At 66.5% G+C, this 23,638-nt stretch carries 20 protein-coding genes and 1 pseudogene; 12 read left to right on the forward strand and 9 right to left on the reverse strand.

From position 1 onward, the window contains the following. Nucleotides 1-21 precede the first annotated feature (21 nt). Together AC1DD3_RS09815 and AC1DD3_RS09820 are read right to left on the reverse strand one after the other, a co-directional pair. Nucleotides 22-858: an alpha/beta fold hydrolase gene (locus AC1DD3_RS09815; protein WP_230117875.1), complete on the reverse strand. Its 837-nt coding sequence runs from the start codon at nucleotides 856-858 to the stop codon at nucleotides 22-24. A 41-nt stretch (nucleotides 859-899) separates the two neighbouring features. Beyond that, the gene (locus AC1DD3_RS09820; RefSeq protein ID WP_230117876.1) at nucleotides 900-1,886 is read right to left on the reverse strand and encodes an alpha/beta fold hydrolase; all 987 of its coding nucleotides are present in this window, start codon (nucleotides 1,884-1,886) and stop codon (nucleotides 900-902) included. A gap of 98 nt (nucleotides 1,887-1,984) precedes the next feature. Here AC1DD3_RS09820 and lysS point away from each other — a divergent pair, with 98 nt between their 5' ends. From lysS to dhaM, 9 genes are all read left to right on the forward strand, one after another. After that, nucleotides 1,985-3,523 carry a lysine--tRNA ligase gene (lysS, locus tag AC1DD3_RS09825; RefSeq protein ID WP_230117877.1) on the forward strand — a complete coding sequence of 513 codons (1,539 nt, stop codon included), beginning with the start codon at nucleotides 1,985-1,987 and terminating at the stop codon, nucleotides 3,521-3,523. A 2-nt stretch (nucleotides 3,524-3,525) separates the two neighbouring features. Further along, nucleotides 3,526-3,792, forward strand: a complete 267-nt coding sequence (locus AC1DD3_RS09830; protein ID WP_476881586.1) for a hypothetical protein — start codon at nucleotides 3,526-3,528, stop codon at nucleotides 3,790-3,792. 137 nt (nucleotides 3,793-3,929) lie between these two features. Further along, nucleotides 3,930-4,256: a histone-like nucleoid-structuring protein Lsr2 gene (locus AC1DD3_RS09835; RefSeq protein ID WP_230117878.1), complete on the forward strand. Its 327-nt coding sequence runs from the start codon at nucleotides 3,930-3,932 to the stop codon at nucleotides 4,254-4,256. 491 nt (nucleotides 4,257-4,747) lie between these two features. Further along, nucleotides 4,748-7,240, forward strand: coding sequence for an ATP-dependent Clp protease ATP-binding subunit (locus AC1DD3_RS09840; protein ID WP_230117879.1), 2,493 nt, complete (start codon nucleotides 4,748-4,750; stop codon nucleotides 7,238-7,240). Nucleotides 7,241-7,426: 186 nt separating this feature from the next. Next, the gene (locus tag AC1DD3_RS09845) at nucleotides 7,427-9,550 is read left to right on the forward strand and encodes a S9 family peptidase (protein WP_476881527.1); all 2,124 of its coding nucleotides are present in this window, start codon (nucleotides 7,427-7,429) and stop codon (nucleotides 9,548-9,550) included. Between the two features lie 15 nt (nucleotides 9,551-9,565). Continuing rightward, the gene (locus AC1DD3_RS09850) at nucleotides 9,566-10,084 is read left to right on the forward strand and encodes an amino-acid N-acetyltransferase (protein ID WP_476881528.1); all 519 of its coding nucleotides are present in this window, start codon (nucleotides 9,566-9,568) and stop codon (nucleotides 10,082-10,084) included. Between the two features lie 345 nt (nucleotides 10,085-10,429). Next, nucleotides 10,430-11,431, forward strand: a complete 1,002-nt coding sequence (dhaK, locus tag AC1DD3_RS09855; protein WP_230117882.1) for a dihydroxyacetone kinase subunit DhaK — start codon at nucleotides 10,430-10,432, stop codon at nucleotides 11,429-11,431. A gap of 2 nt (nucleotides 11,432-11,433) precedes the next feature. Further along, nucleotides 11,434-12,060 (forward strand): dihydroxyacetone kinase subunit DhaL, encoded by a 627-nt coding sequence (gene dhaL / locus AC1DD3_RS09860; protein WP_230117883.1) that lies wholly within the window; start codon nucleotides 11,434-11,436, stop codon nucleotides 12,058-12,060. After that, nucleotides 12,057-12,797 (forward strand): dihydroxyacetone kinase phosphoryl donor subunit DhaM, encoded by a 741-nt coding sequence (dhaM, locus tag AC1DD3_RS09865; RefSeq protein WP_476881529.1) that lies wholly within the window; start codon nucleotides 12,057-12,059, stop codon nucleotides 12,795-12,797. Before dhaL ends, dhaM begins: the two co-directional genes overlap by 4 nt. A gap of 3 nt (nucleotides 12,798-12,800) precedes the next feature. Here the strand turns inward: dhaM and AC1DD3_RS09870 are convergent, their stop codons facing one another. The 3 genes from AC1DD3_RS09870 to AC1DD3_RS09880 all read right to left on the reverse strand — a co-directional run bounded on the left by AC1DD3_RS09870 (nucleotide 12,801) and on the right by AC1DD3_RS09880 (nucleotide 14,966). Continuing rightward, nucleotides 12,801-13,304, reverse strand: a complete 504-nt coding sequence (locus AC1DD3_RS09870) for a hypothetical protein (protein ID WP_476881530.1) — start codon at nucleotides 13,302-13,304, stop codon at nucleotides 12,801-12,803. Nucleotides 13,305-13,479: 175 nt separating this feature from the next. Continuing rightward, nucleotides 13,480-14,298, reverse strand: a complete 819-nt coding sequence (locus tag AC1DD3_RS09875) for an HhH-GPD family protein (RefSeq protein ID WP_476881582.1) — start codon at nucleotides 14,296-14,298, stop codon at nucleotides 13,480-13,482. 221 nt (nucleotides 14,299-14,519) lie between these two features. Then, nucleotides 14,520-14,966, reverse strand: coding sequence for a hypothetical protein (locus tag AC1DD3_RS09880; protein ID WP_230117886.1), 447 nt, complete (start codon nucleotides 14,964-14,966; stop codon nucleotides 14,520-14,522). A gap of 258 nt (nucleotides 14,967-15,224) precedes the next feature. Here AC1DD3_RS09880 and AC1DD3_RS09885 point away from each other — a divergent pair, with 258 nt between their 5' ends. Next, complete coding sequence (locus AC1DD3_RS09885) at nucleotides 15,225-15,929, forward strand: hypothetical protein (RefSeq protein ID WP_230117887.1); 705 nt, start codon at nucleotides 15,225-15,227, stop codon at nucleotides 15,927-15,929. Between the two features lie 15 nt (nucleotides 15,930-15,944). Here AC1DD3_RS09885 and disA read toward each other — a convergent pair whose 3' ends face one another. Next, a complete protein-coding gene (gene disA / locus AC1DD3_RS09890) occupies nucleotides 15,945-17,021 on the reverse strand; it encodes a DNA integrity scanning diadenylate cyclase DisA (protein ID WP_230117888.1) in 1,077 nt (358 codons plus the stop codon). A 381-nt stretch (nucleotides 17,022-17,402) separates the two neighbouring features. On the opposite strand from disA, the gene AC1DD3_RS09895 reads away from it, so the two are divergent. Continuing rightward, complete coding sequence (locus AC1DD3_RS09895) at nucleotides 17,403-19,016, forward strand: peptide chain release factor 3 (protein WP_230117889.1); 1,614 nt, start codon at nucleotides 17,403-17,405, stop codon at nucleotides 19,014-19,016. 77 nt (nucleotides 19,017-19,093) lie between these two features. Then, nucleotides 19,094-20,314: a beta-ketoacyl-[acyl-carrier-protein] synthase family protein gene (locus AC1DD3_RS09900; RefSeq protein WP_476881531.1), complete on the forward strand. Its 1,221-nt coding sequence runs from the start codon at nucleotides 19,094-19,096 to the stop codon at nucleotides 20,312-20,314. Between the two features lie 296 nt (nucleotides 20,315-20,610). On the opposite strand, the gene radA is transcribed toward AC1DD3_RS09900, so the two are convergent. The 3 genes and pseudogenes from radA to AC1DD3_RS09915 form a co-directional block, all read right to left on the reverse strand. Next, nucleotides 20,611-21,984, reverse strand: coding sequence for a DNA repair protein RadA (gene radA / locus AC1DD3_RS09905; RefSeq protein WP_230117891.1), 1,374 nt, complete (start codon nucleotides 21,982-21,984; stop codon nucleotides 20,611-20,613). A 213-nt stretch (nucleotides 21,985-22,197) separates the two neighbouring features. Further along, nucleotides 22,198-22,416: pseudogene (locus tag AC1DD3_RS09910) on the reverse strand (recombinase family protein); the annotation flags it as partial. A gap of 280 nt (nucleotides 22,417-22,696) precedes the next feature. Then, nucleotides 22,697-23,596, reverse strand: a complete 900-nt coding sequence (locus AC1DD3_RS09915) for a helix-turn-helix domain-containing protein (RefSeq protein ID WP_476881532.1) — start codon at nucleotides 23,594-23,596, stop codon at nucleotides 22,697-22,699. Nucleotides 23,597-23,638 lie beyond the last annotated feature (42 nt).

The raw sequence follows: 23,638 nt of genomic DNA on the forward strand, positions 1-23,638 counted from the left end.
AGGGGGACCTGGCGAGCGGGCTCAGCCTGCGAAGAAGTCACTCAGTTCCGTGATGAGCTTGTCCGGGGCGCGGTTGACGCCGTCGTGCCCGAAGCCCGGCAGGATGGTGTAGCTGGAGCCGGACAGGACGTCGTGGATCTGGCCGCAGGCCACGCCGAAGTAGGCCGGGCTCTTCTCGCCCACGATGATGAGCGTCTCCAGCGGCAGTTCAAGGAACGGTTCGGCCGGCATGTCGGCCGCGATGATCGCCTTGATCTCGCGGACGCCGGTGCGCATCATCTCGCGCTGCTGCTTGCCCACGGTGGTGGCCGCCGTGAACTTGTTGGCCAGGGTCAGCATGGACAGCGGCATCCGGGATGAGAAAGCGCCGCCGGTCTCCAGCCCGCGCAGCAGGACCGCGAGGGCGCGGTCGTCATCCCCCGCCGCAGTCGCGCGCTCATACTCGGTGGTCCAGTCGGCCTTAACGCTGTGGTTTACCGAGACTGCGGGGTCGTAGACCGCGAGCCGTTCCACCGGGAGGTGCCTGGCCGCGTGGAGAGCCACAGCGCCACCGAAGCTGTGGCCGAAAACGTCCGTGCTGGACGTGTGCTTCATGACGGCATCGAGGTCGTGGATGTCGACGTCCAGGGTGTAGTCGCCCGGCTGCTCCGACGACCCCCCCCGGCCGCGGCGGTTAAAGGTGTGGACCGGACGGCCGAGGGCCGCACTCAGCTTTTGGGCGAAGCGGGTGTAGTCGGCGGCAGTCACCATGGAGGCCGTTACGACCACGACGCCGGAGCCGGCCGACGCGAGCTCCGCGCCGGTGCTGAACAGCTCAAGTTTGCCGCCGTCAGGTGTGCTGATGATCTCGCTCGTCATGCTCCGAGCCTATCGGAGGCGGGGCCCGGCTGACAGCCGGGTCACGCTCGGAAGGAGTCCGAGATGTCGGTCACCAGTCCGGGCGGCAGCGACCCGCGCCGTCGCCGCCGGCTCAGCGAGTGGACGCCGCCGTCGGTGCCGTTGAGAAAGCGCGCCATACGGACGGCCAGGCGCTTTCCGGGGCGGATCGGGCCTTCGTGGAGCTGACCAGGGACCAGCGCAAACTCGATCGCCGGAACGGCCGCGGCCAGCTGGCGGCCGGTGTCCGCGAAATACCCCGGGCTCCAGCCGCCGCTGAGCATGAGCGTGGGGGTGGTGAGACCGGTGAAATCGCCCAATTCGGCGTCGGCGTCGAGCACGGCCCGCATTTCCTTGACGGCGGTGGGCAGGAGCTGCCTCATTTCGGCGCCGACGTGGGTCCGGGCGGACATGATGCTCAGCATCCGGAGCGCCCCCAGCGGCAGGTAGGACACCGGCCCCGCCGTCGCCAGCCCCTGGACCAGATGTGCCCATGCGTGGTTGAGCTGCCCTTCCGTCACGGCCACTTCCAGCTCCGGACGCCAGCGGTGGTTCAGATTGCCGGAGAGCGAGACTGCTGCGTCATAGGTTATGAGCCGCCTGACCGGAATGCTGCGGGCCGCCTGCAAGGCCACGAAGCCGCCGTAACTGTGGGCCACCACATCCTCGGATCCGGTGGCGCGCATCACGGCGGCCAGGTCACTGATCTCGGTGGCCGCAGAATACCCGTCCGGCTGCGGTGCGGACCCCGCGCGCCCACGGCGGTTGTAGCAGTGCACCGGCCGGCTGAGCAGGAGGCTGAGTTTGCGGGCGAACGGCCGGTACAGTGCGTCCGTCACCAGCGTGCCGTGGATAACGACGACGCCGGGCGCCTCCGCCACAGGTCGGGCGCCACCCGCGGTGGTCACCGGGGCGGGGGTCCCGCCGGCGGTGGCGGGCAATGCGGGCCGGAAGGAATGCACCTCAAGCTGGCCGCCGTCGTCGTCCGTCTGAACAGTCCAGGTCTCCACAGCCCGAGTCTATGCCCCACCCCTGGCGGGCTCTTGAAGGGGTGGGGCGGGCGCCCGTGGAGCCCGAAAGCCGCGCAGGCGAAGTCCCGGTAAACTTGATGCTTGTGACTTCCCAAAACACCCCCGCCCCCAAGAATGCCCCAGAGCCGCTCGACGCCAGCGAGCAGATGCGCATCCGCATGGAAAAGCGCGCCAAGCTGATCGAACGCGGTACCGAGGCGTATCCGGTGGGTGTTGAGCGGACGCATTCGCTCACCGAAATCCGTGAAAAGTACGCGCACCTGGAAGCCGACGAGACCACCGGGGACGTCGTCGGCGTGACCGGCAGGATCGTGTTTGTCCGGAACACCGGCAAGCTGTGCTTCGCCACGCTGCAGGAAGGCGGCGTGGACGGCAAGGGCACCCGGCTGCAGGCCATGCTCAGCCTGGCCAACGTGGGCGAAGAGGCGCTCGCGGACTGGAAGGCCCTGGTGGACCTTGGCGACCACGTCTTCATCAAGGGCGAGGTCATTTCCTCCCGCCGCGGCGAGCTGTCCGTCATGGCCGACTCCTGGTCCATGGCGTCCAAGGCATTGCGTCCGCTGCCGGTGCTGCACGCCGAGCTGAGCGAGGAAACCCGCGTCCGCCAGCGCTACGTGGACCTCATGGTGCGTGACGAAGCCCGCGAGATGGTCTACACCCGCGCGGCGATCACCCGCTCCATTCGCGAAAGCCTGCACCGCCACAGCTACGTGGAAGTGGAAACACCCATCCTCCAGCTGGTCCACGGCGGCGCGCTGGCGCGCCCGTTCGAGACGCACATGAACGCCTTCGACCAGAAGATGACCCTCCGCATCGCCACCGAGCTGTACCTCAAGCGCGCCGTGGTGGGCGGCATCGACCGCGTCTACGACATGGGCCGCGTGTTCCGCAACGAGGGCGTGGACTCCACCCACAGCCCGGAATTCACCACGCTGGAATGCTACGAGGCCTGGGCTGACCAGTTCGTCATGGCGGACCGGATCAAAGAGATGATCCTGGACGCGGCGGACGCCGTGGGCGCCGGGCGCACCCTGCAGAGCGAAGCCGGAGAGATCAACCTCGACGGCGACTGGGCCTGGCTGGCCGTGTACCCCGGGCTCTCCGACGCCGTGGGCCAGGAGATCACCCCGGAAACGCCGCTGGAAGAATTGCGCGCCGTGGCGGCGAAGCACGAGGTCAAGGTGGATCCCAAGTGGGACGCCGAGAAGCTCGCCGTGGAACTGTTCGGCGAGATCGTGGAGCCCACGCTGCTGAACCCGACCTTCGTCTACGACTACCCGCCGTCCGCGCAGCCGCTGGCCCGCCCCCACCGCGAGGACGGCCGCCTGATCGAGGCCTGGGACCTCATCATCGGCGGCATGGAGCGCGGCACCGCCTTCTCCGAGCTCATCGACCCCGTGATCCAGCGCGAACGACTCACCGAGCAGTCGCGCCACGCCGCCGCCGGTGATGTCGAGGCCATGCAGCTGGACGAGGACTTCCTCCGTGCCCTCGAGTACGGAGCGCCGCCCATGGGCGGCATCGGCTTGGGCATCGACCGCCTCGTGATGCTCTTCACCGGCGCCGGGATTCGGGAGACCATCCTGTTCCCGCTCCTGAAGCCCGAGGGGCACTGACCATGGAGTATGTAGCCGTACTGCTGCCCTCCCTCGTGGTGGGCCTGATCTTCTGGTTCGCCATGAAGTCGATCTTCAACGCGGACAAGTCCGAGCGCCAGGCCGAGGCCAGGGCGCAGGCCGAAGCCGACGCGCAGGCGGAAGCGGCCGCGCAGGCCGCGGGGCAGGAAAAGAGGCAGCCGGGTACCCGCCCGGATTTGCAGCCGAATGCCCGGGAGGCATTTCCGCCCGCAGGCCCTTCGGCTCCCTCGACGGAATCCGACAAATAACAGGCAACATTTCTTCCCCGGGTTTTCCCCATGGAACCAAAGCGTGTTTTGACGCGTTGCCTTATTGAGGGACATACTTCATAGGGAAACATCCTGCTTTTCTGATTACACGTCCCTTTCCCAAAGAGAGAACTTTGATGGCACAGAAAGTTAATATCGTCCTCGTTGACGATCTGGATGGGGGATCGGCGGACGAAACTGTCCGTTTTGGGCTGGATGGCGTCGGTTACGAAATTGACCTGTCATCTGCCAATGCTTCAGAACTGCGGTCAGCCCTGGAACGCTTTGTTGCAGCTGGCCGCAAAACTTCCGGCGGACGCCCTGCCCGCACCAAGGCAGCAGGCGGACGCAACCAAGACTCTGCGCAGATACGCCAGTGGGCCAGGGACCACGGCTACACGGTTAATAGCCGCGGCCGCATCCAGGCTGAAATCCAGGAAGCGTACCAAAAGGCTAATTCCTAGATTGCTGAAGTCCTGAGCATTAAGAGCGGCGCCCCCGGCCTGACCCGGGGGCGCCGCTCTTTAAGCACCGAGTACTGCACGCGGCATTAATCAGCAGGCTTCCCTCTTTGTTCGGAGGAATCTGCGGGCAACTGTATTCGGTTTACCGAAGGAATCCTCCTCATCCCCGCGAATCTTCGCGGGCGAGCGAAACTTCCTGGCCCCACAGTCCGGATTGGCCCTTCCCGTAGTTCGGCCGGGACGAAATTCCGAATGTTCCGGGTCGGTCATTAAAATCCCCATTTGCGGTCCGGCTGCTAATTAGCGCCCGGGCAGCGCGCAACTGGACGTGAACATGCGCTGCGGCCCTTTCCCGACACCGGAGAGATGGTTCCGGCGGCCCGCGGAAGGAGGTGCGCAACAGTTGCGGTTTCCCCTGTGGCGAACAAGCTCCCCAAGTCATGCCTTGCCCACGTAGCATCAAAGTACGTCGTAGCTAGGAGTGTGGCGAAATGTTTGAGCGATTTACGGACCGTGCCCGTCGCGTAGTTGTGCTTGCCCAAGAAGAGGCACGCATGCTGAACCACAATTACATTGGTACCGAACACATCCTCTTGGGTCTGATCCATGAAGGTGAGGGCGTTGCCGCCAAAGCTCTTGAGTCCTTGAGCATTTCGCTCGACGGCGTCCGCGAGCAGGTGCAGGAGATCATCGGGCAGGGCCAGCAGGCCCCCTCCGGCCACATCCCCTTCACCCCCCGTGCAAAGAAGGTGCTGGAGCTCTCGCTGCGCGAAGCCCTGCAGCTCGGCCACAACTACATCGGCACGGAGCACATCCTGCTGGGCCTTATCCGTGAGGGTGAGGGCGTTGCGGCCCAGGTGCTGGTGAAGCTCGGGGCGGACCTCAACCGTGTCCGCCAGCAGGTCATCCAGCTGCTGTCCGGCTACCAGGGCAAAGAGACCACTGGGGCCGGCGTCGGCCAGGGCCAGGCCGAAGGCACCCCTGCGGGTTCAGTTGTCCTGGACCAGTTCGGCCGGAACCTGACGCAGGCTGCCCGCGAGAACAAGCTGGACCCCGTCATCGGACGCGAGCAGGAAATGGAACGCGTCATGCAGGTCCTTTCCCGCCGCACCAAGAACAATCCGGTGCTGATCGGCGAGCCCGGCGTCGGCAAGACCGCCGTCGTCGAGGGCCTTGCCCAGGCGATTGTCCGCGGCGACGTGCCGGAGACCATCAAGGACAAGCAGCTGTACACGCTGGACCTCGGGTCCCTCGTGGCCGGCTCCCGCTACCGCGGTGACTTCGAAGAGCGGCTGAAGAAGGTCCTCAAGGAGATCCGCACCCGCGGTGACATCATCCTGTTCATCGATGAGATCCACACCCTGGTGGGTGCCGGTGCCGCTGAAGGCGCGATCGATGCGGCCTCGATCCTGAAGCCCATGCTGGCCCGCGGCGAGCTCCAGACCATCGGCGCCACCACGCTGGATGAGTACCGCAAGCACATCGAGAAGGACGCCGCCCTCGAGCGCCGCTTCCAGCCCATCCAGGTCAAGGAGCCTTCGGTTGCGCACGCGATCGAGATCCTCAAGGGCCTGCGTGACCGCTACGAGGCGCACCACCGCGTCACGATTACCGACGGCGCCCTCGCCTCGGCAGCGAACCTCTCCGAACGCTACATCTCGGACCGCTTCCTGCCGGACAAGGCGATCGACCTCATCGACGAAGCCGGTGCCCGGCTCCGCATCCGCCGCATGACCGCTCCGCCGGAGCTCAAGGAGATGGACGAACGCATCTCCGAGCTGAAGATGGAGAAGGAGTCCGCGATTGACGCGCAGGACTTCGAAGGCGCCGCAGCGCTCCGCGACAAGGAGCAGAAGCTCATCACCGAGCGCTCGGAGAAGGAACGCCACTGGAAGACCGGCGGGATGGACGACATCTCCGAGGTTGACGAGGACCTGATCGCTGAAGTCCTGGCCAACTCAACGGGCATTCCGGTCTTCAAACTGACCGAGGAAGAGTCCTCGCGACTGCTCAAGATGGAAGACGAGCTGCACAAGCGCGTAGTCGGCCAGAACGAGGCCATCCGGGCCCTGTCCCAGGCCATACGCCGCACCCGTGCAGGGCTGAAGGATCCGAAGCGCCCCGGCGGCTCGTTCATCTTTGCCGGCCCCACCGGCGTCGGCAAGACCGAGCTGGCCAAGGCCCTTGCCGAGTTCCTGTTCGGCGAAGAGGACGCCCTGATCACCCTGGACATGTCCGAGTACTCGGAGAAGCACACGGTATCGCGGCTCTTCGGTGCCCCTCCGGGCTACGTCGGCTACGAAGAGGGCGGTCAGCTGACCGAGAAGGTCCGCCGCCGTCCGTTCTCCGTGGTCCTGTTCGACGAAGTTGAAAAGGCCCACGCGGACCTCTTCAACTCCCTGCTGCAGATCCTGGAGGACGGCCGCCTGACCGACTCCCAGGGCCGTGTGGTGGACTTCAAGAACACCGTGATCATCATGACCACCAACCTCGGCACCCGGGACATCTCCAAGAGCGTCGCCACCGGCTTCCAGTCCGGCACGGACACGCAGACCGGTTACAACCGGATGCGGGCGCGGGTCACGGAAGAGCTCAAGCAGCACTTCCGGCCTGAGTTCCTGAACCGTGTTGACGACGTCGTGGTGTTCCCGCAGCTGACCCAGGACGAGATCATCGAGATCGTGGACATGTTCGTGGGCCGCCTCGAGAAGCGCCTCAAGGACAAGGACATGGGAATCGAGCTCACCACGGCAGCCAAGGTGCTCCTGGCCACGCGCGGTTACGATCCCGCAATGGGTGCGCGGCCGCTGCGCCGCACCATACAGCGCGAGATTGAGGACCAGCTATCCGAGAAGATCCTCTTCGGAGAGATCCACGCGGGCGACATCGTTGTGGTGGATGTGGACGGCGAGGGAGACGAAGCCAAGTTCACCTTCGCCGGCAACGCCAAGCCGCGCATCCCGGAGATCGCTCCGAGCGCCTAGGCTCCAGCCGCACTCTGCTCCATCGAGGCCCCGCCCGCACCCGCAAGGGAGCAGGCGGGGTCTCCTGCGTGCCGCTGCCGCAGCGCACAGGCCGATCACGCGTACCGCCCGCGTAGTCTGAAAGTACTGTTTCACTGTCAGTGAACGCATCTGTGATCCATGGCACAGGCAGTGTTGAATCGGCACATGGCTTCTGATGACGCAGCGATCCTGCGCGACCAACCTGCGACCCCCTTCCACGACGTTGGCCACTATCTGGCGATCCCGCGCGTCAGCGGCCTTGCCCTGAGCCCGGACGGGCGCCGGCTGGTCACCACCGTTGCCACGCTGAACAGCACGGGCACCGAGTACGGCACGGCCCTGTGGGAAATCGACCCTGCGGGCGAGAAACAGGCCCGCCGGATCACGCGCAGCGCCAAGGGCGAGGCCGGTGCCGTGTTCGCGGCCAACGGGGACGTCTACTTCACCTCGGCCCGCCCCGATCCGGAGAAGACGGACACCGACAGTGACCCCGTGAACGCCCTCTGGCTCCTGCCAGCCAGCGGCGGCGAGGCCCGGGTGGTGCTGGCCCGGGCCGGCGGCGTGGAGAAGGTCATGGCGGCGAGGAACGCGGACGCGGCTTTCGTCGCGGCATCGGTGCTTGCCGGTTCCACGGACGAGGACAACGACGCCGAACGCCGGAAAGCGCGCAAGGACAACAAAGTGGCGGCCATCCTCCACAGCGAATACCCCGTGCGGTATTGGGACGCCGACCTCGGCCCCGCGCAGCCGCGCCTCTTCGCAGTGGAACCCGGGCCCGACAAGGAGCCGTCAAAGCCAGACACGGTGGACAGCGCCGCGCCCCTGAAGCTGCGGAATCTCACCCCGAACGCGGGGTCCAGGCTCCGCGAGGCCGAGTCCGTTGTCAGCCCGGACGGCACAACCATCTACACGAGCTTCGCCAAGCCCCTGCCCAAGGCGGACCTCCGCTCGGTCCTCGTGGCCGTGGACGTCGCCACCGGCACGCAGAAAGTCCTTCTCGACAAGGAAGGCATGAGCTACTTCCCGGGCCCGGTCAGCCCCGACGGGCGGACGCTCGCCGTTGTCAGTGAAAGCGACACGACTCCCCAGGAGGCCCCGCAGGTCAAGCTTCACCTGCTCGACGTGTCCGGGGAGGCGGACGCGGAAGACCTCACGCCACTGGCCCACGACTGGGACCGCTGGGCCCACCCTGAAGCGTGGCTCCCGGACGGTTCCGCACTGCTGGTCACGGCTGACGACGACGGCGCGTCCCCGGTTTTCAGTGTCACGGTTGCGGCAGGAGCCGCCCGGGGGAGCGTCGCCCGGGTGACGCCGGACGCAGCCGCCTACACCGACGTCGTGGTCTCACCGGACGGCCGGAGCGCGTACGCGCTGCGCAGCTCCTACGAGTTTCCGTCGGAACCGGTGCGCATCGACCTCGCCGCCGGGGCGGTCACCAGGCTCCCGGCACCGGCCGGGCGGCCGCACTTTGAGGGGACGCTGGAGCGCGTGGAGACGACCGCGGCGGACGGCTCCCGGATTCCCGCTTACCTTGCCCTGCCGGCGGGGGCGTCAGCGGAAAGCCCGGCACCTCTGCTCCTCTGGATCCACGGCGGCCCGTTGGGATCCTGGAATGCGTGGACGTGGCGCTGGAACCCCTGGCTGCTCACGGCCAAAGGCTACGCGGTCCTGCTGCCGGACCCGGCCCTGTCCACGGGCTACGGCCAGGCATACATCCAGCGCGGCTGGGGCGGCTGGGGCAAGGCGCCCTTCACCGACCTGATGGCGATCACAGACGCTGTGGTACAGCGGCCGGACATCGACGAAACGCGGACAGCCGCGATGGGTGGATCCTTCGGCGGCTACATGGCGAACTGGGTGGCCGGGCAGACCAGCCGGTTCAAGGCGATTGTGACCCACGCCAGCCTGTGGGCACTGGACCAGTTCGGGCCCACGACTGACGCCTCGCAGTACTGGCTCAAGGAAATGACGGCGGAGATGGCGCTGGAGAATTCGCCGCACCTCCATGTGGAGAAGATCAGGACGCCCATGCTCGTGATTCATGGGGACAAGGACTACCGGGTGCCCATCGGCGAAGGCCTGCGGCTTTGGTACGAACTGCTCTCCAAGTCCGGGCTCGCCGCCGACGAGAACGGGCAGACCAGCCACCGCTTCCTATTCTATCCGGACGAGAACCACTGGATCCTGCAGCCGCAGCACGCCAAGGTCTGGTACGGCGTGGTTGAACACTTCCTCGCCAAAAACCTGCTGGACAAGAACATCCCGCTGCCTGCCGAACTGGGCCTGTGAGCTGGCCGCCGTAAGATGGGGGCTGTGACTGACTCCTTCACCATCCGCCCCGCCCGCACCAGCGACGTGACTGCCATCAAGCGACTGGTGGCGCCCCTGGCGGAGCAGCGGATCCTGATGGCCAAGGAGACGGTGGCCTACTACGAAAGCCTGCAGGAGTTCCGGATTGCGGAGTCGACCGACGGCGAGGTGATCGGCTGCGGAGCCCTGCACGTGATGTGGGAGGATCTCGCGGAGGTCCGCACGCTGGCTGCTTCGGACGCCTGGCGCGGCCAGGGCGTTGGCCATGTCCTGGTGGAAAGCCTCCTGGAGGAAGCAGCGGCGCTCGGCGTCTCGCGCGTGTTCTGCCTGACATTCGAGGTGGACTTCTTCAAGCGGCATGGCTTCGAGGTGATGGCCGATCAGTCGGCGCTGGACCCCCAGGTCTACTCGGAACTGCTGCGCTCGCACGACGAAGGCGTGGCAGAATTCCTGGACCTCGCCCGGGTTAAGCCGAACACGCTCGGCAACACCCGGATGATCAGGACCCTTTAGGTTCCTTGCCGGGGGCGTTGCGTCGCCGGGCGGGCGGCTGCCCGCCCGGGTTGATGCTGCCGCTCTCCGAGCGTTGCCCGCGCCGAATTTACGCTGGAACAGACCAAAATCCGCTCAACTTCCCCAAAGTCATATCTTTTCTTTTGTACATTTGCTGGATAAACTTTTCGGACGCCGGAAGGGACAGTCATTGGGGGCTGTCCCTTCCGGCGTTTCCGCAGCTGGGGCCGCGGTTTGGGCACATGGCAGCAGCCAGAGCTACCGAAGGGGCGGTGCCGGTAGTAGGGTCAAAGCACATCCTGACCGATGTCAATGACGAAGCACCGAGAGCCCAGGAGCCCGGCCGTGAAAAAGCTCATAAATGACCCCCGCGCTGTGGTGGACGAATCAGTGGAAGGCTTCGGGCTTGCCCATGCCGACCTCGTGACCGTCAGCGCAGAACCGAAGTATGTCACCCGCCGGGATGCCCCCGTTGCGGGCAAAGTTGGCCTTGTGTCCGGCGGCGGCAGCGGGCATGAACCGCTCCACGCCGGTTTCGTGGGTCTGGGAATGCTCGACGCCGCCGTGCCGGGCGCCGTCTTCACTTCACCCACCCCCGACCAGATCCTCCCGGCCACCCTCGCCGTCAATTCGGGGGCAGGAGTGGTGCACATCGTCAAGAACTACACCGGTGACGTCCTGAACTTCGAGACGGCCGCGGAAATGGCGCAGGCAGAGGGGGTGGAGGTCCGCACGGTGCTGGTCAACGACGACGTCGCCGTGGAGGATTCCCTGTACACGGCCGGCCGCCGGGGTGTGGGCGGCACAGTGCTGGTCGAGAAGATCGCCGGTGCCGCAGCCGAGCGCGGTGACGACCTTGACGCGGTGGCCGCCATCGGGGACCGGGTGAACCAGAATGTCCGGACCATGGGCGTGGCCCTCTCCGCATGCACGGTCCCGCACGCGGGCAAGCCCAGCTTCGACCTTGAGGACAACGAAATCGAGATCGGCATCGGAATCCACGGCGAGCCGGGGCGGCACCGGATCGCCATGGAACCCGCGGACGGCATTACGGACCGCCTGATGGAGCCGATACTGAGCGACCTCGGCGTGGCTTCCGGAGACAAGGTACTCCTCTTCGTCAACGGCATGGGCGGCACGCCGCTGGGCGAGCTCTACATCGTGTACCGCCGCGCGGCCCAGGTCCTGGCGGACAGGGGCGCCACCGTGGAGCGTTCGCTCGTGGGCAACTACATCACATCGCTCGAAATGCAGGGCTGCTCCATTTCGGTGCTGCGGCTCGACGACGACATGACGGCGCTGTGGGATGCCCCCGTCCACACCGCCGCCCTGCGCCGGGGCGTGTGACCGTGACCCTGGACGTCACCTGGGCTGTCAAGTGGCTGACGCTGTCCGCGCAGGCCATGGCCGAGCACCGGGTGGAGCTCATCGAGTTGGACAGGGCGATCGGCGACTCGGACCACGGTGAAAACATGGACCGCGGCTTTCAGGCCGTCCTGGACAAGCTGGCTGAAACCCCGCCCGAGACTCCCGGGGCTGCGCTCAAGCTGACAGCCATGGCTCTGATGTCCAAGGTGGGTGGCGCGGCGGGCCCGCTCTATGGCACGGCGTTCCTGCGGGCGGCAACGGCTCTAGGCGACGCGGCATATGTCGATGCTCCGGCTCTCGCCGCAGCGCTCGGAGCCGCGCGGGACGGCATCGTCGCCCGGGGCAAAGCCGAGTCCGGCGACAAGACCATGGTGGATGCGTGGACTCCGGCCGTCGAAGCGGCCATGGCGGCGGCAGGTGACGGCGACACACTCGCGGTGCTGATCGCGGCGGCCGAGGCCGCCGAAGCCGGCGCTGTGGCCACCGATCCCCTCGTGGCCCGCAAGGGACGCGCAAGCTACCTCGGCGAGAGAAGCGCCGGGCACCGCGATCCGGGGGCGGCCTCCAGCGCCCTGATCCTCCGGGCAGCAGCCGGAGCCGCCGCATGACCGTGCGGATCGTGGTGGTTTCCCATAGCGACAAGATCGCCGACGGCGCCGTGGAACTGGCAGCCCAGATGGCGCCGGACGTGATGATGGTGCCGGCCGGCGGAACCTCGGACGGCGGAATCGGCACCAGCCTGGACAAGGTGATGGCCGCCCTCGAGCAGGCATCAGGCGGCGACGGCGTGGTGGTGCTTACCGACCTCGGATCAGCCGTGATGACCGCAGAATCGGCCCTGGAGTTTGCCGAGGGAACGGCTACTGTTCTGCTCGCCGACGCGCCGATTGTTGAGGGCCTGGTGGCGGCGGCCGTGGCTGCGCAGGGCGGCGCCAGCGTCCATGCTGTCAGGCGCGCTGCCGAGGCCACCCACGGTTACCCCGCCTCACGCCCCAAGGACGAGCAACACGTTCCTGCGGGTGGGCATGCCCCTGCCAGGCACGGAACTGCGTCCGCGGGCGCCTTTGCTGAGGACGGCCAGACGCCGCCGGATGCGAGCGGAGACTTTGAGCTGGTGAACCTGGCGGGCATGCACGCCAGGCCTGCGGCGAAGATCGCCGGCGGCATCTCCGGGATGGACGCCGAGGTCACCGTGAACGGCGTGGACGGGGCATCGATGACCGGGCTCATGACGCTGGGAGCAGGCAAGGGGTCGGTGCTGCATGTGGAGGCGTCCGGTCCGGATGCGGAGCGCGCGGTCGAATATGTCGGCAGCCTCGTCAGGGCAGGTTTCGGCGAACCCTGATGGCTAGCCTGCCGTGCCGTCCTGACGGAGACCGGCTGCGTTCAGCACCACCGACGCCGAAACGAACCGACCGCACTGCTCGCCGAAGGGGTAATTCCCCTTGGGCGTGAAGTGCAGGGTCCGGGACGGAAGCGGTTTGCCGTCCCTGAGGGCCCCCGTAACCGTGACGTCCAGGGGCGACTCGCTCAGCGTGGCCAGCTGGAGGATGCCCCTCTTAGTCCCGTCGGGTGAGGACGTGGCGGAGCAGACGCTGCCGGGGCCGTAGCCGCCCGGCGGCTCGGCATCGGGGGAGCAGCCCTGGTCTGCCGATGCAGTGCCCGGTACCAGTTGAACGTCCGCCGCCTTGCAGGTGCCGTCCTGGCAGGCCTTGACGTGGAGCGCCTTGACCGCGGCAGCGTAGTCATTTGCCACTGTCACCGCCACCCCGGGGGCCTGGGCAATCGACGGACACGCGACCTCGAACGACTGACAGCCGGAGACGAGGACTGTTGTTGTGATTGTGGCCAAAAGTACCCCTGCCTTGCCCATACTTCAGCGTAGAGCCGCTGCCGGGCAGCCCGGTCCGCCGCACGGAAACTGGTGCAGACATCGTTATGGCCCTGGGCGCATCGACTCCCAAACTGTGACCAAAACGCGCCCCCGGCTCCAGGTTTCCGGCCGGGTCCGGCCGGGCCTGCACTCATCAGCCGGGCAGCCGGTAGCCGCCCTGATGGAGCTCGGTAAGGCCGTCCTCCAGAAGCCCGGCGAGTGCCCGCTCGAGCTGTTCCGGTGCCGAGTTCAGCCGGTGCAGGGCGGCGAGCGGAACGCCGATCCCGGACGCCTCGAAGCCGAGATCTGCAGGTGCCTGCTGGAACATTTCCGCAGGTACGGGTGCATCAGCCAGCCGAAGCACGGCCATCACGGCACCGCGGACCTGCCGGTCCGTGCCGTGCCATGCCTGTCCTTTCGGCGTGTACGACGGCGGCGGCTCACCGGCGGCCCGCCAGGCGCACCTTTCGCGTACCGGGCACGCGGAACACTTCGGCGCGCGCGCCGTGCAGACCAGGGCGCCCAGCTCCATGACCGAAGCGTTCCACCGGACTGAAGTGCCGGCGTCGTCCGGCAGCAGCCCTGCCGCCAGCCGCATTTCTGCTGCCGTCAGCGCGGGCGACGGCAGCGCCGTCCCCGAAAAGAGGCGCGCATGGACGCGCCTGATGTTGGTGTCCACCACGGTCTCGCGCCGGCCATAGGCAAAGGCGGCGACGGCGGCAGCCGTGTAACTGCCGACGCCCGGCAGGCTGAGCAGCTGGGCGTAGTCCGCGGGCACCTGCCCGCCGTGGTCCTGCCCGATGGCAACGGCTGCGGCGTGGAGCCGGAGGGCGCGCCGCGGGTAGCCCAGCCGGCCCCAGGAACGGACGGCTTCTCCTGCGGGTTCTCGGGCGAGGTCCGCCGGCTCGGGCCAGCGGCGGAGCCATTCCTCCCAGACAGGCAGGACGCGCACCACGGGCGTCTGCTGGAGCATGATCTCGCTGACAAGGACGCCCCAGGGCGGGCAGGCGGCTGACCGCCACGGCAAGTCCCGCGCCTCAGCCGCGAACCAGCTGCCCAGGGAATCGTGGATCTCGGTCAGCTCCGGACGGGCGGTCGCGGACGTGGCGGGGTAATCGGTTGTGGTTTTGATGCCAACACTCTAGTTGAAATCCGCTCGGTTGAAATCCGGTCGGGCGAATCGGAGCGGAACTGTCAGCTGGCCTCCTGGTGTACGTCCGGGCTGGGTTCCGGCCGGTGATAGAGGCGCTTCACGTGGCCGTGGATGGTTTCACCGCCCCGGCCATTCGCAGCCGGCACGGCCAGTGCAACCACGAAGCTTGCACCTTCGGCGTCCACTGACCGGATGGTCAAGCTCCGGGTTCCGGGTGGAATCGAAGGCGCAAAGAACTGCAGCTGCCGGGAACCGATCGTAGCAACCTGGTCGAGCCCGTACTCGGTACCGAAATGATCGTGGATGACGATTTCTGGGGTGTGGGGTTCGGTTCCGTTGGTTGAAGCCAGGTGCAGGTTCACCACGATGCCGGTGTCCCAGATCTCAACGGCGAGAACTGTGAACTCCGTCCCGTGGCTCTGGTGTTTTCCGAAAGTCAGCGGCAGCAGGACGCGTTCGAGTTGACCGCCAGACACATGATCTACCATCAGTGGTCCTTTCCTACTTGGCCCGATAAGTGGTAACCGGGATTCAATTTTAGTAAGCGTGCTGACAGTTGTCACGGGAAATTGTGCAACGAATTGGGCATGGTTTGTGCCGCGGCACGGCGTGGTGGGGCACCGGAAACCCCGGCGTTCTCTAGCCTAGAAAGACGGGCAGGCGGCAAACCGGCATTCGGGTTGTGCCGGTCCCCGGCGCCATGGGCGGCCGCGAAAATCAGCAGACACAACGGGGACGAAGAAGCAGTGAAAACACCGGCAGGAAAAACATCGGCAAGCAAGGCGCCGGCGGGCAAAAGCACAGGAAAAGGCGCCGGCGTTACGGCGCCCCGTGCCGCCCGCAAGCCGAGCGCCGCCGTCTACCGCCGACGTCGGCTGTTCGCCGGGGGAGCGCTCCTGCTGGTCCTGGGACTCACGGCGGGCGGCGTTGCCACCGTGTCCGGCGCCCTGAACGCCAAGACGGAGCAGGCTTCCTCGACTGAAGGAGGGGGCGCATCCGAGCCGAGCGGCGGCCAGACTGCGCCGGCGGCCTCCGCCGCTCCGTCCGCCACGCCGACGGCGTCGCCCACCTGCGACCAAAAACTCGTGACGGTCTCGGCGGCCACAAACAAGACGTCGTATGGTCCGGACGAGAAGCCGGTACTCACGCTGAAGGTAGCCAACGGCGGAAAGCTGCCGTGCAAGGTGAACATCGGCACATCCCAGATGGAGTACCTCGTCACCAGCGGTTCTGACCGGATTTTCTCGTCAAAGGACTGCCAGGCTTCCAGCAACGACCTGGTAAAGACGATCGCCCCGGGCAAGAGCGAAACCGCGAACTTCCCCTGGCCCCGCAACCGCTCCGTGCAGGGCTGCGAGAAGATCTCGGACGCGGCCGGCGCCGGATACTACGTGTTCATTGCCAAGCTCGGCGCCAAGGTAAGCCCGCCCACCGTCTTCCAGCTGAACTGACACTCTGACCAGGATCTAGAGGAAGCGGTCCAGCAGGCTGGCTTCGGCCATGCGGCTGAGGCCTTCACGAACTGTGCGGGCGCGCTGGTCCCCGATTCCGTCCACCGTCATGAGATCGTCGATGGTGGCGGCCATCAGGTGCTGCAGCCCGCCGAAGTGGTCCACAAGCCGGTCCGCCACGGCCTTGGGGACGGCCTTGAGCCCGGAAAGGAGCCGGTAGCCCCGCGGCTGCACCACGGCGTCGAGGGTGTCCACTCCGCCCGCGAAGCCGATGATCCCGGCGATTTTTCCTAGGTCGATCAGTTCGGTGGGGCCGAGGCTGAGCAGCGCGTTGACGGCGCCGTCGATGTCCTCAGGGGAGGCCTTCGGCCCGGCGTAGTCGCGGATGATGATGTCGCTGCCCGGCCCGCGGCCAACGGTGAGCTCGTCCAGCTGGAGGGACAGCAGCCTGCCGTCCTCACCCAGTTCCAGCACATACTGCGAGATTTCCTCGGAAATCCGGCGCACCATTTCCTGGCGCTGCAGTGTGACGGCCACGTCCCGGACGGTGACCATAGCCTCGATCTCCAGGGCGGACAGTGAGCTCGTGACCTGGTCCAGCCGGGACCGGTAACGTTCGAGCGTTGCGAGGGCCTGGTTGGCGCGGGCCAGTACCTTTTCCGAACCCTCCAGCACGTGCCGCAGCCCGTTCACGTACAGCGCGATGATCTGCATGGACTGGCTCACCGAGATCACCGGAACGCCGGTCTGGATGGCCACCCGCTCGGCGGTCCTGTGCCGGGTGCCGGATTCCTGCGTCTCGATGCTCGAGTCGGGCACCAGCTGCACGGCGGCGCGGAGGATGTTGCCGGCGTCCTTGTCGCAGATGATGGCACCGTCCATTTTGGCCAGTTCGCGAAGCCGTGTGGGGGAAAAGTCGATGCCAATGTCGAAGCCGCCCGAACAGATCGATTCGATGGTCCGGTCCGAGCCCAATACGATCAGTGCGCCGGTGCGTCCGCGGAGAATGCGTTCCAGGCCATCCCGCAGGGGGGTTCCCGGGGCTACCCTCCCCAAAGTCGCCTTCAGCGATTCTTCAGGGCTCCGAGCCATAAACATTCCCTTCACAGGTGCAGGCCGGGCCTGCAGGTATGCCGGTTTTCGGAAGTCTGCCGGCAGGATCAAAAGTACTCGGTTTCCCGCTTGCACCATCCTAGACGTAGATTACAGCAACAACCGCACAGACAAGCCTTAAAGTGCCCCATTTGAGACCTGCGGGGAGGGCGTTCGGAGTGCACCCGACGGCGGCCGGCGAGACTCCATTTTGGCCCTGTTTCGGCGTTGCTTCCGGCCCTGCGATAAACTTGAACCCTTGGCTGGTGCGCCCTGCCGCCGCCCGCCTCCAGATTCCGGGAACCCGGTTTCCAGGAATCCGGTGTCAAGTCTCCATTCCCACATCCAGGGTCCTCCGCGGATCCCAGCGAAAGTAGCACCGTGTCCCAAGAAGTCCTCAGCCCCGCCCGGGTCCACGAGATTCACAAGCAGGCGGCCCGGCGCCGGACGTTCGCTGTCATCTCCCACCCGGACGCCGGCAAGTCCACGCTGACAGAGGCCCTGGCGCTGCACGCCAAGGTGATCGGCACGGCCGGCGCGTCCAGCGGCAAGTCCAACCGCAAGGAAACGGTCTCGGACTGGATGCAGATGGAAAAGGACCGCGGCATCTCCATCAGCTCCGCTGCGCTCCAGTTCTCCTACCGCGACACCGTCATCAACCTGCTGGACACCCCGGGCCACGCCGACTTCTCCGAGGACACGTACCGGGTGCTGGCCGCCGTCGACTGCGCAGTGATGCTCGTGGACGCCGCCAAGGGCCTGGAAACGCAGACCATGAAGCTCTTCGAGGTCTGCAAGCAGCGCAACCTGCCCATCATCACCGTCATCAACAAGTGGGACCGCCCGGGCCTGGACGCCCTGGCGCTCATGGACGAGATCACGGAGCGCACCGGCCTGCAGCCCATGCCGCTGACCTGGGCCGTGGGCATCTCCGGCGACTTCCGCGGCGTGTGGGACCTGCGCAATGACAGGTTCGCGCGGTTCCAACGGAACAACGCCGGGGCCAACATCGCCCTCACCGAGTACTTCACCCCGGAGGAGGCAGCGGAGAGCCAGGGCAACAACTGGACCGACGCCGTGGACGAGGCCGGACTGGTCATCGAATCCAACCTTGAATTCAACGTGGAGAGCTTCCACGCGGGCAAGGCCACCCCTATCCTGTTCAGCTCCGCCGCGTTGAACTTCGGCGTCAAGGAGATCCTGGACGCTCTGGTTGACTTCGCGCCGCCCGCCGCGCCGCGTCCGGACGTCGAAGGCCAGCCCCGTGCTGTTGAGTCACCGTTCGCAGGGTTCGTCTTCAAGGTCCAGGCCGGCATGAACAAGGCCCACCGTGACCACGTGGCCTTCATCCGCGTCTGCTCGGGCGTGTTCGAGCGCGGCATGGTGGTTACCCAGACGCGCACCGGCAAGTCCTTCGCCACCAAGTACGCCCAGCAGGTTTTCGGCCGCGAACGCGAGGTCATCGACGAGGCCTTCCCGGGCGACGTCGTGGGGCTGGTCAACGCCTCGTCGCTTCGGGTGGGGGACAGCCTTTTCCTCGAGGAGCCGGTGGAGTTTCCGGCCATCCCACTGTTCGCGCCCGAGCACTTCCAGGTTGCGCGTTCCAAGGACCCCAGCCGCTTCAAGCAGTTCCGCCGCGGCATCGAGCAGCTCGAACACGAGGGCGTCATCCAGGTGCTGCGCTCCGACGTCCGCGGTGACCAGGCACCGGTGCTTGCCGCCGTCGGCCCCATGCAGTTCGAAGTGGTGGAGGACCGCATGGCGCACGACTTCAGCGCACCGATGCGGCTGGAGCGCCTCCCGTACTCCATGGCGAGGATTTCGACGGCGGATGCCATGCCCGCGCTGGCCAACGTGGTCGGGGCTGAGGTTCTTCTGCGGTCCGACGGCGAGTACCTCGCCCTGTTCAACGACGTGTGGGCGCTGCGCCGCATAGAGAAAAACCACCCTGACCTCACGCTGGTGCCGATCGGGACGCACAACCCGGCCAAGTAGCCGCGGCCATCCGGCTGCCGGCCGGTTCCGAATACTCAACGGGAGTTTCGCTCCAGTTCCAGGAAGCAAGGTGTGTCATGTCTGCAGTTCCGCCCCGGGCCGTCGTCACCGGAACGGGCACGATGAATCCGCTCGGGTCCACGGTCCCCGAAACCTGGACCTCCATGCTGGCCGGGCGATCAGGCATTGCCGCCCTTGACGAGGACTGGGCGCAGGCCCTGCCGGTGCGGATCGCGGGGCGGGTCACGGCTGACGTGGCGTCGTTGCTGACCACCCGCGAGTTCAAGCGGATGGACCGCTGCGGGCAGCTTGCGCTTGTCGCTGCCCGTGAGGCCTGGGTGCAGGCCGGGACCCCCGACGTCGACCCCGAAAGGCTCGCCGTGGTGATCGGCTCGGGCTACGGGGGACTGGACACCACGCTCGCGCAGACCCGGGAGCTGGACGGCGGTGGCCCGCGAAAGGTCTCACCGCACACGCTGACCCGGATCATGGTCAACGGCCCGTCGGCCTGGGTCTCCATCGACCTCGGTGCCCGCGGCGGGGCACGCACACCGGTCAGCGCCTGCGCGTCCGGGGCCGAGGCGATCGCCCAAGGCGCCGAAATGATCCGGTCCGGAACGGCCGACGTCGTCATCGCCGGAGGCGTGGATGCGTGCATCAACGACCTGATCATCAGCGGCTTCGCGCAGATCCGGGCCCTTTCCACCCGCAACGGCGATCCGCAGGGCGCTTCCCGTCCCTTTGACCGGGACCGCGACGGATTCGTCATCGCGGAAGGCGCCGGAATCCTGGTGCTGGAGAGCGAGGACCATGCCCGGGGGCGCGGCGCGGAAATCCTGGGTGCGGTCGCGGGAGGCGCAGTGACCTCGGACGCCAGCGACATCGTGGCCGCGGATCCGGAGATGCAGCGCCGGGTCATGCAGAAGGCGCTCGCTTCGGCCGGGCTCAGCGGGGCGGATATCGGGTTCGTTCACGCCCACGCCACGTCCACCCCGGTGGGCGACCGCCTCGAGGCCCAGGCCATCAAGGCGGTGGTGGGAGACGGAGTGCCGGTGACCTCGACCAAGTCGCTCACCGGACATCTGCTCGGCGGGGCGGGCGCGCTTGGCGCCATTGCCACGCTCCAGGCCCTCAGGACCGGCGAACTGCCCGGGACATACAACATCGGCAGCCTTGATCCCGAGGTCGATTTGAACATCATCACCGGAACCGTGCGCGGCAGCACCGCGACGGCGGGACTCGTCAATGCGTTCGGCTTCGGCGGCCACAGCGTGGCGCTGGTGGTCACCGGGTCCTAGGTGTGCTGGCAAGCGTGGCGCTCGGCGTCTCCGCCGCCCTTGAGATCCCCGCCCTGCTCGTCATCGGCCGGCTGGGCCGCGGCTTCTCAAGCCGGGCGCTCATAGCCTCGGGGTGCCTTGCCGGAATCGCCTACTATGCCGCGATGGCATTTGTCGGCGGCCGGCTATCAGGGGATCTTTGTTGTCTGCGCGGCTCTCACCGTCCCCGCTCTGGCGATCCTCAACACGGCAGGCCGGCCGCCCAGGCTCACGCGGAGGGCTGCGGCCGAAAAGGCCGGCGCAACCGCTTACCCTGTCTAGCTGATCAGCAGGCTCAGCGCCTCGGCCAGGTGGCTGACCTCCCGCACCGAGAAGCCCGATGGAATGGGGCCCGGGCCGTTGTGGCTGGACGGAACCACGGCGTGCGTGAAACCCAGCCGGTGCGCCTCCTGAATGCGCTGGTTGATGCCGGGAACCGGCCGCACCTCGCCGGCCAGTCCCACCTCGCCGAACGCGATCAGCCGCTGCGGCAGCGGCTTTTTGGCCTTCGCGGACGCAACGGCCAGAGCAACGGCCAGGTCTGTGGCAGGTTCGCTGAGCTTCACGCCGCCCACCGTGGCCACGTAGGAATCGTCCTTGTGCAGCAGGCAGCCCGCCCGCTGCTGGAGCACTGCCAGCAGCATGGCCACGCGGGAGCTGTCCAGACCGCTCGTCGCCCGCCGCGGCTGCGAATTGGGGCTTTCCGCCAGCAGCGACTGGACTTCGGCCAGCAACGGGCGCCTGCCCTCCATCGTGACGGTGATGCAGGTGCCGGACACGGGATCCTTGGTGCGCGTGACGAACAGTCCGCTCGGATCGGCGAGACCGACGATGCCATCCTCGTTGAGGTCGAAGCAGCCGACGTCGTCCGTGGGCCCGTACCGGTTCTTGACCGCGCGCAGCAGCCGGAGCCGTGAGTGGCGTTCGCCTTCGAACTGGCACACCACGTCCACCAGGTGCTCGAGCAGCCGCGGCCCGGCGATGGAGCCGTCCTTGGTCACGTGTCCCACCAGCAGGGTGGTCATGTTACGGCGCTTGGCGGCCGCGATGATGGAGGCCGCCACCTCGCGCACTTGTGAGACGCCGCCGGAACTGCCTTCCACGTCGGCGCTGCTGAGCGTCTGCACCGAGTCCACCACGAGGAGCTTGGGTTCCACCTTTTCCACCTGGCCCAGGGCCTGGCCAAGGTCGGTCTCCGCCGACAGGTAGAGGGTGTCCGCTATGGCATCGATGCGTTCGGCCCGCAGTTTCACCTGGGCGGCGGATTCCTCGCCCGTGACGTACAGGACGCTCTGGCCGGTCCGGGCGAACTTGGCCGCGACGTCCAGCAGCAACGTGGATTTCCCGACGCCGGGTTCCCCGGCCAGCAGGATGACGGCACCGGGCACCACGCCGCCGCCCAGGACGCGGTCAAGCTCGTCCACGCCTGTCGGCAGGAAGGCCGCCGTCGTGGCGTCCACCTCAGCGATAGGGCGGGCCGGCTCCAAAACTGTGGTGGCCGCCGTCGTACGCGCAACCGCGGTGCCGGTTTCCTCAACGGTTCCCCACGCCTGGCACTCGCCGCAGCGTCCCACCCACTTGACCGTCGTCCAGCCGCATTCCGCGCATTTATAGCCCGGGGCCTTGGCGGCCCGGGAAGTCTTTGTAGCCATTGCTCCACACTATCGGGCGGTTCCGACATTCCAGTTCCGGGGTTCCGCACCGCAAGCGCGAGCCGGTGCGGTGGTCGCCTCGTCGAACAAGCGCGACATCATGGACGTCACACGCGCGATCCGGTCAGCGGCAGGCGACGTGTGGGTTTTTGATCCCCAAGGGACGGGAGACCCTTTGCGGGTTGGGGGCGGAAACCTGGACCAGTGCACGCAGAGGTCATCCAGGTTGCGGGGAAGCCGGTCCATGCTATGGACCACGACAGTGTCTCCGTCACGGGCGAAGCGCAGCAGTACAGCCAATTGGGGCCGGAGTGTGTCCCGGCCCGAGGCCTTGTTGCTGAAAATCCGATCCGGAGCTTGGCCGTCGAGCTGCCGCGATTCATTCTGGTCCAGCGTGCTGACCCTCGTATACCCGATTCGTTGACCCGCCACCGAAGTCACCCCTACCGAAGCTGTCAGGATGAAACCTATGACTTTCCAAAAGGTATGTCTAGAAAAGGAACTTCAGATCCTATTCTGACAGCCGCTCCGGGTGGTGCCTGACGTCAGGGTGGGGTGTAGTTCAATTTGACTGCTATACAGCGACATCAGCGCCGCCGGGCGTGACATAGAGCGGATAGCCCAAATGCGTCCAGTGTTTGGGGTCTTGGGCTCTGAGCCCCGGATTTCAAAATCCAGGGCGGAATACTGGCGGCATGACAGAATAGGCTGCCTAGTTCTTGGATTCTGCTGCTTCTGCGACAGCTGTGGCCGCCCAGCTTGTCAGGAGCCTGATGCGTTCTTCGTTAGTGGTTCCTGGTTCTGCGGTGTACACACTAAGTTCCTGCCGGGACGGCGACGACGTCTGCAAAAGGAGAGATTGGTAAGTCAGCTCTAGTTCGCCGACCACAGGGTGCCGTAGCCGCTTGCTTCCTTCATGGCGAAAACGGATGTCGTGCGAGGCCCACAGGATGCGGAACTCCGGGCTCAGAGTAGACAATTCGCCCACCAGCGCACGCACGGCTGGGTCGTTCGGGTTGCGGCCGGCTTCTGTCCGCAAGAGCGCAGCGGTCGTAGCCGCGCCGCCGTCCCAATCCACGAAGAACTCCCGCGAGGCCGCATCTAGGAAGTGGAATCGGGCGAAGTTGGCCCGGCCATGGGAGGTGGTGATGTCGCTGGCGAACATTGGTGCGTGAAGTGCTCGAGCCAGTGGATTGGTGGCTATGACATCAAGACAACCATTGTGGATGAAGGCCGCTGACATGTTCATGGAATCAAGCAGCCAGTGGACGGGGGCCGCGACTACAGTTTCATTCCGGCGGGAAGGAACGCGGCGTTGGGGTCGAGCAGCGCGGGCCAGCTCGAAAAGGTAGGCGCACTCCTCATCGTTCAGGTGCAATGCCTTAGCCACTGCCTTAAGGACATCTTCGGACACGCCACCGATGTTGCCTTTTTCCAATCGCGCGTACCACTCCGGGCTCACTCCCGAGAGAATCGCTACCTCCTCCCGGTGTAATCCGGGAACGCGCCGCCGGCTCCCAGCGGGCAGGCCGACCTGCTCCGGGCGAAGCTTTGCCCGACGACTTGCCAGGAAGTCCCGGATGTCGGCGCGGTTGTCAGAGTGATTGACCATGCCTACACGATAGCCCCGGTACCTTCGGGTTAAGGGGGGTCA

This window comes from Arthrobacter sp. 05T444, assembly GCF_056395905.1.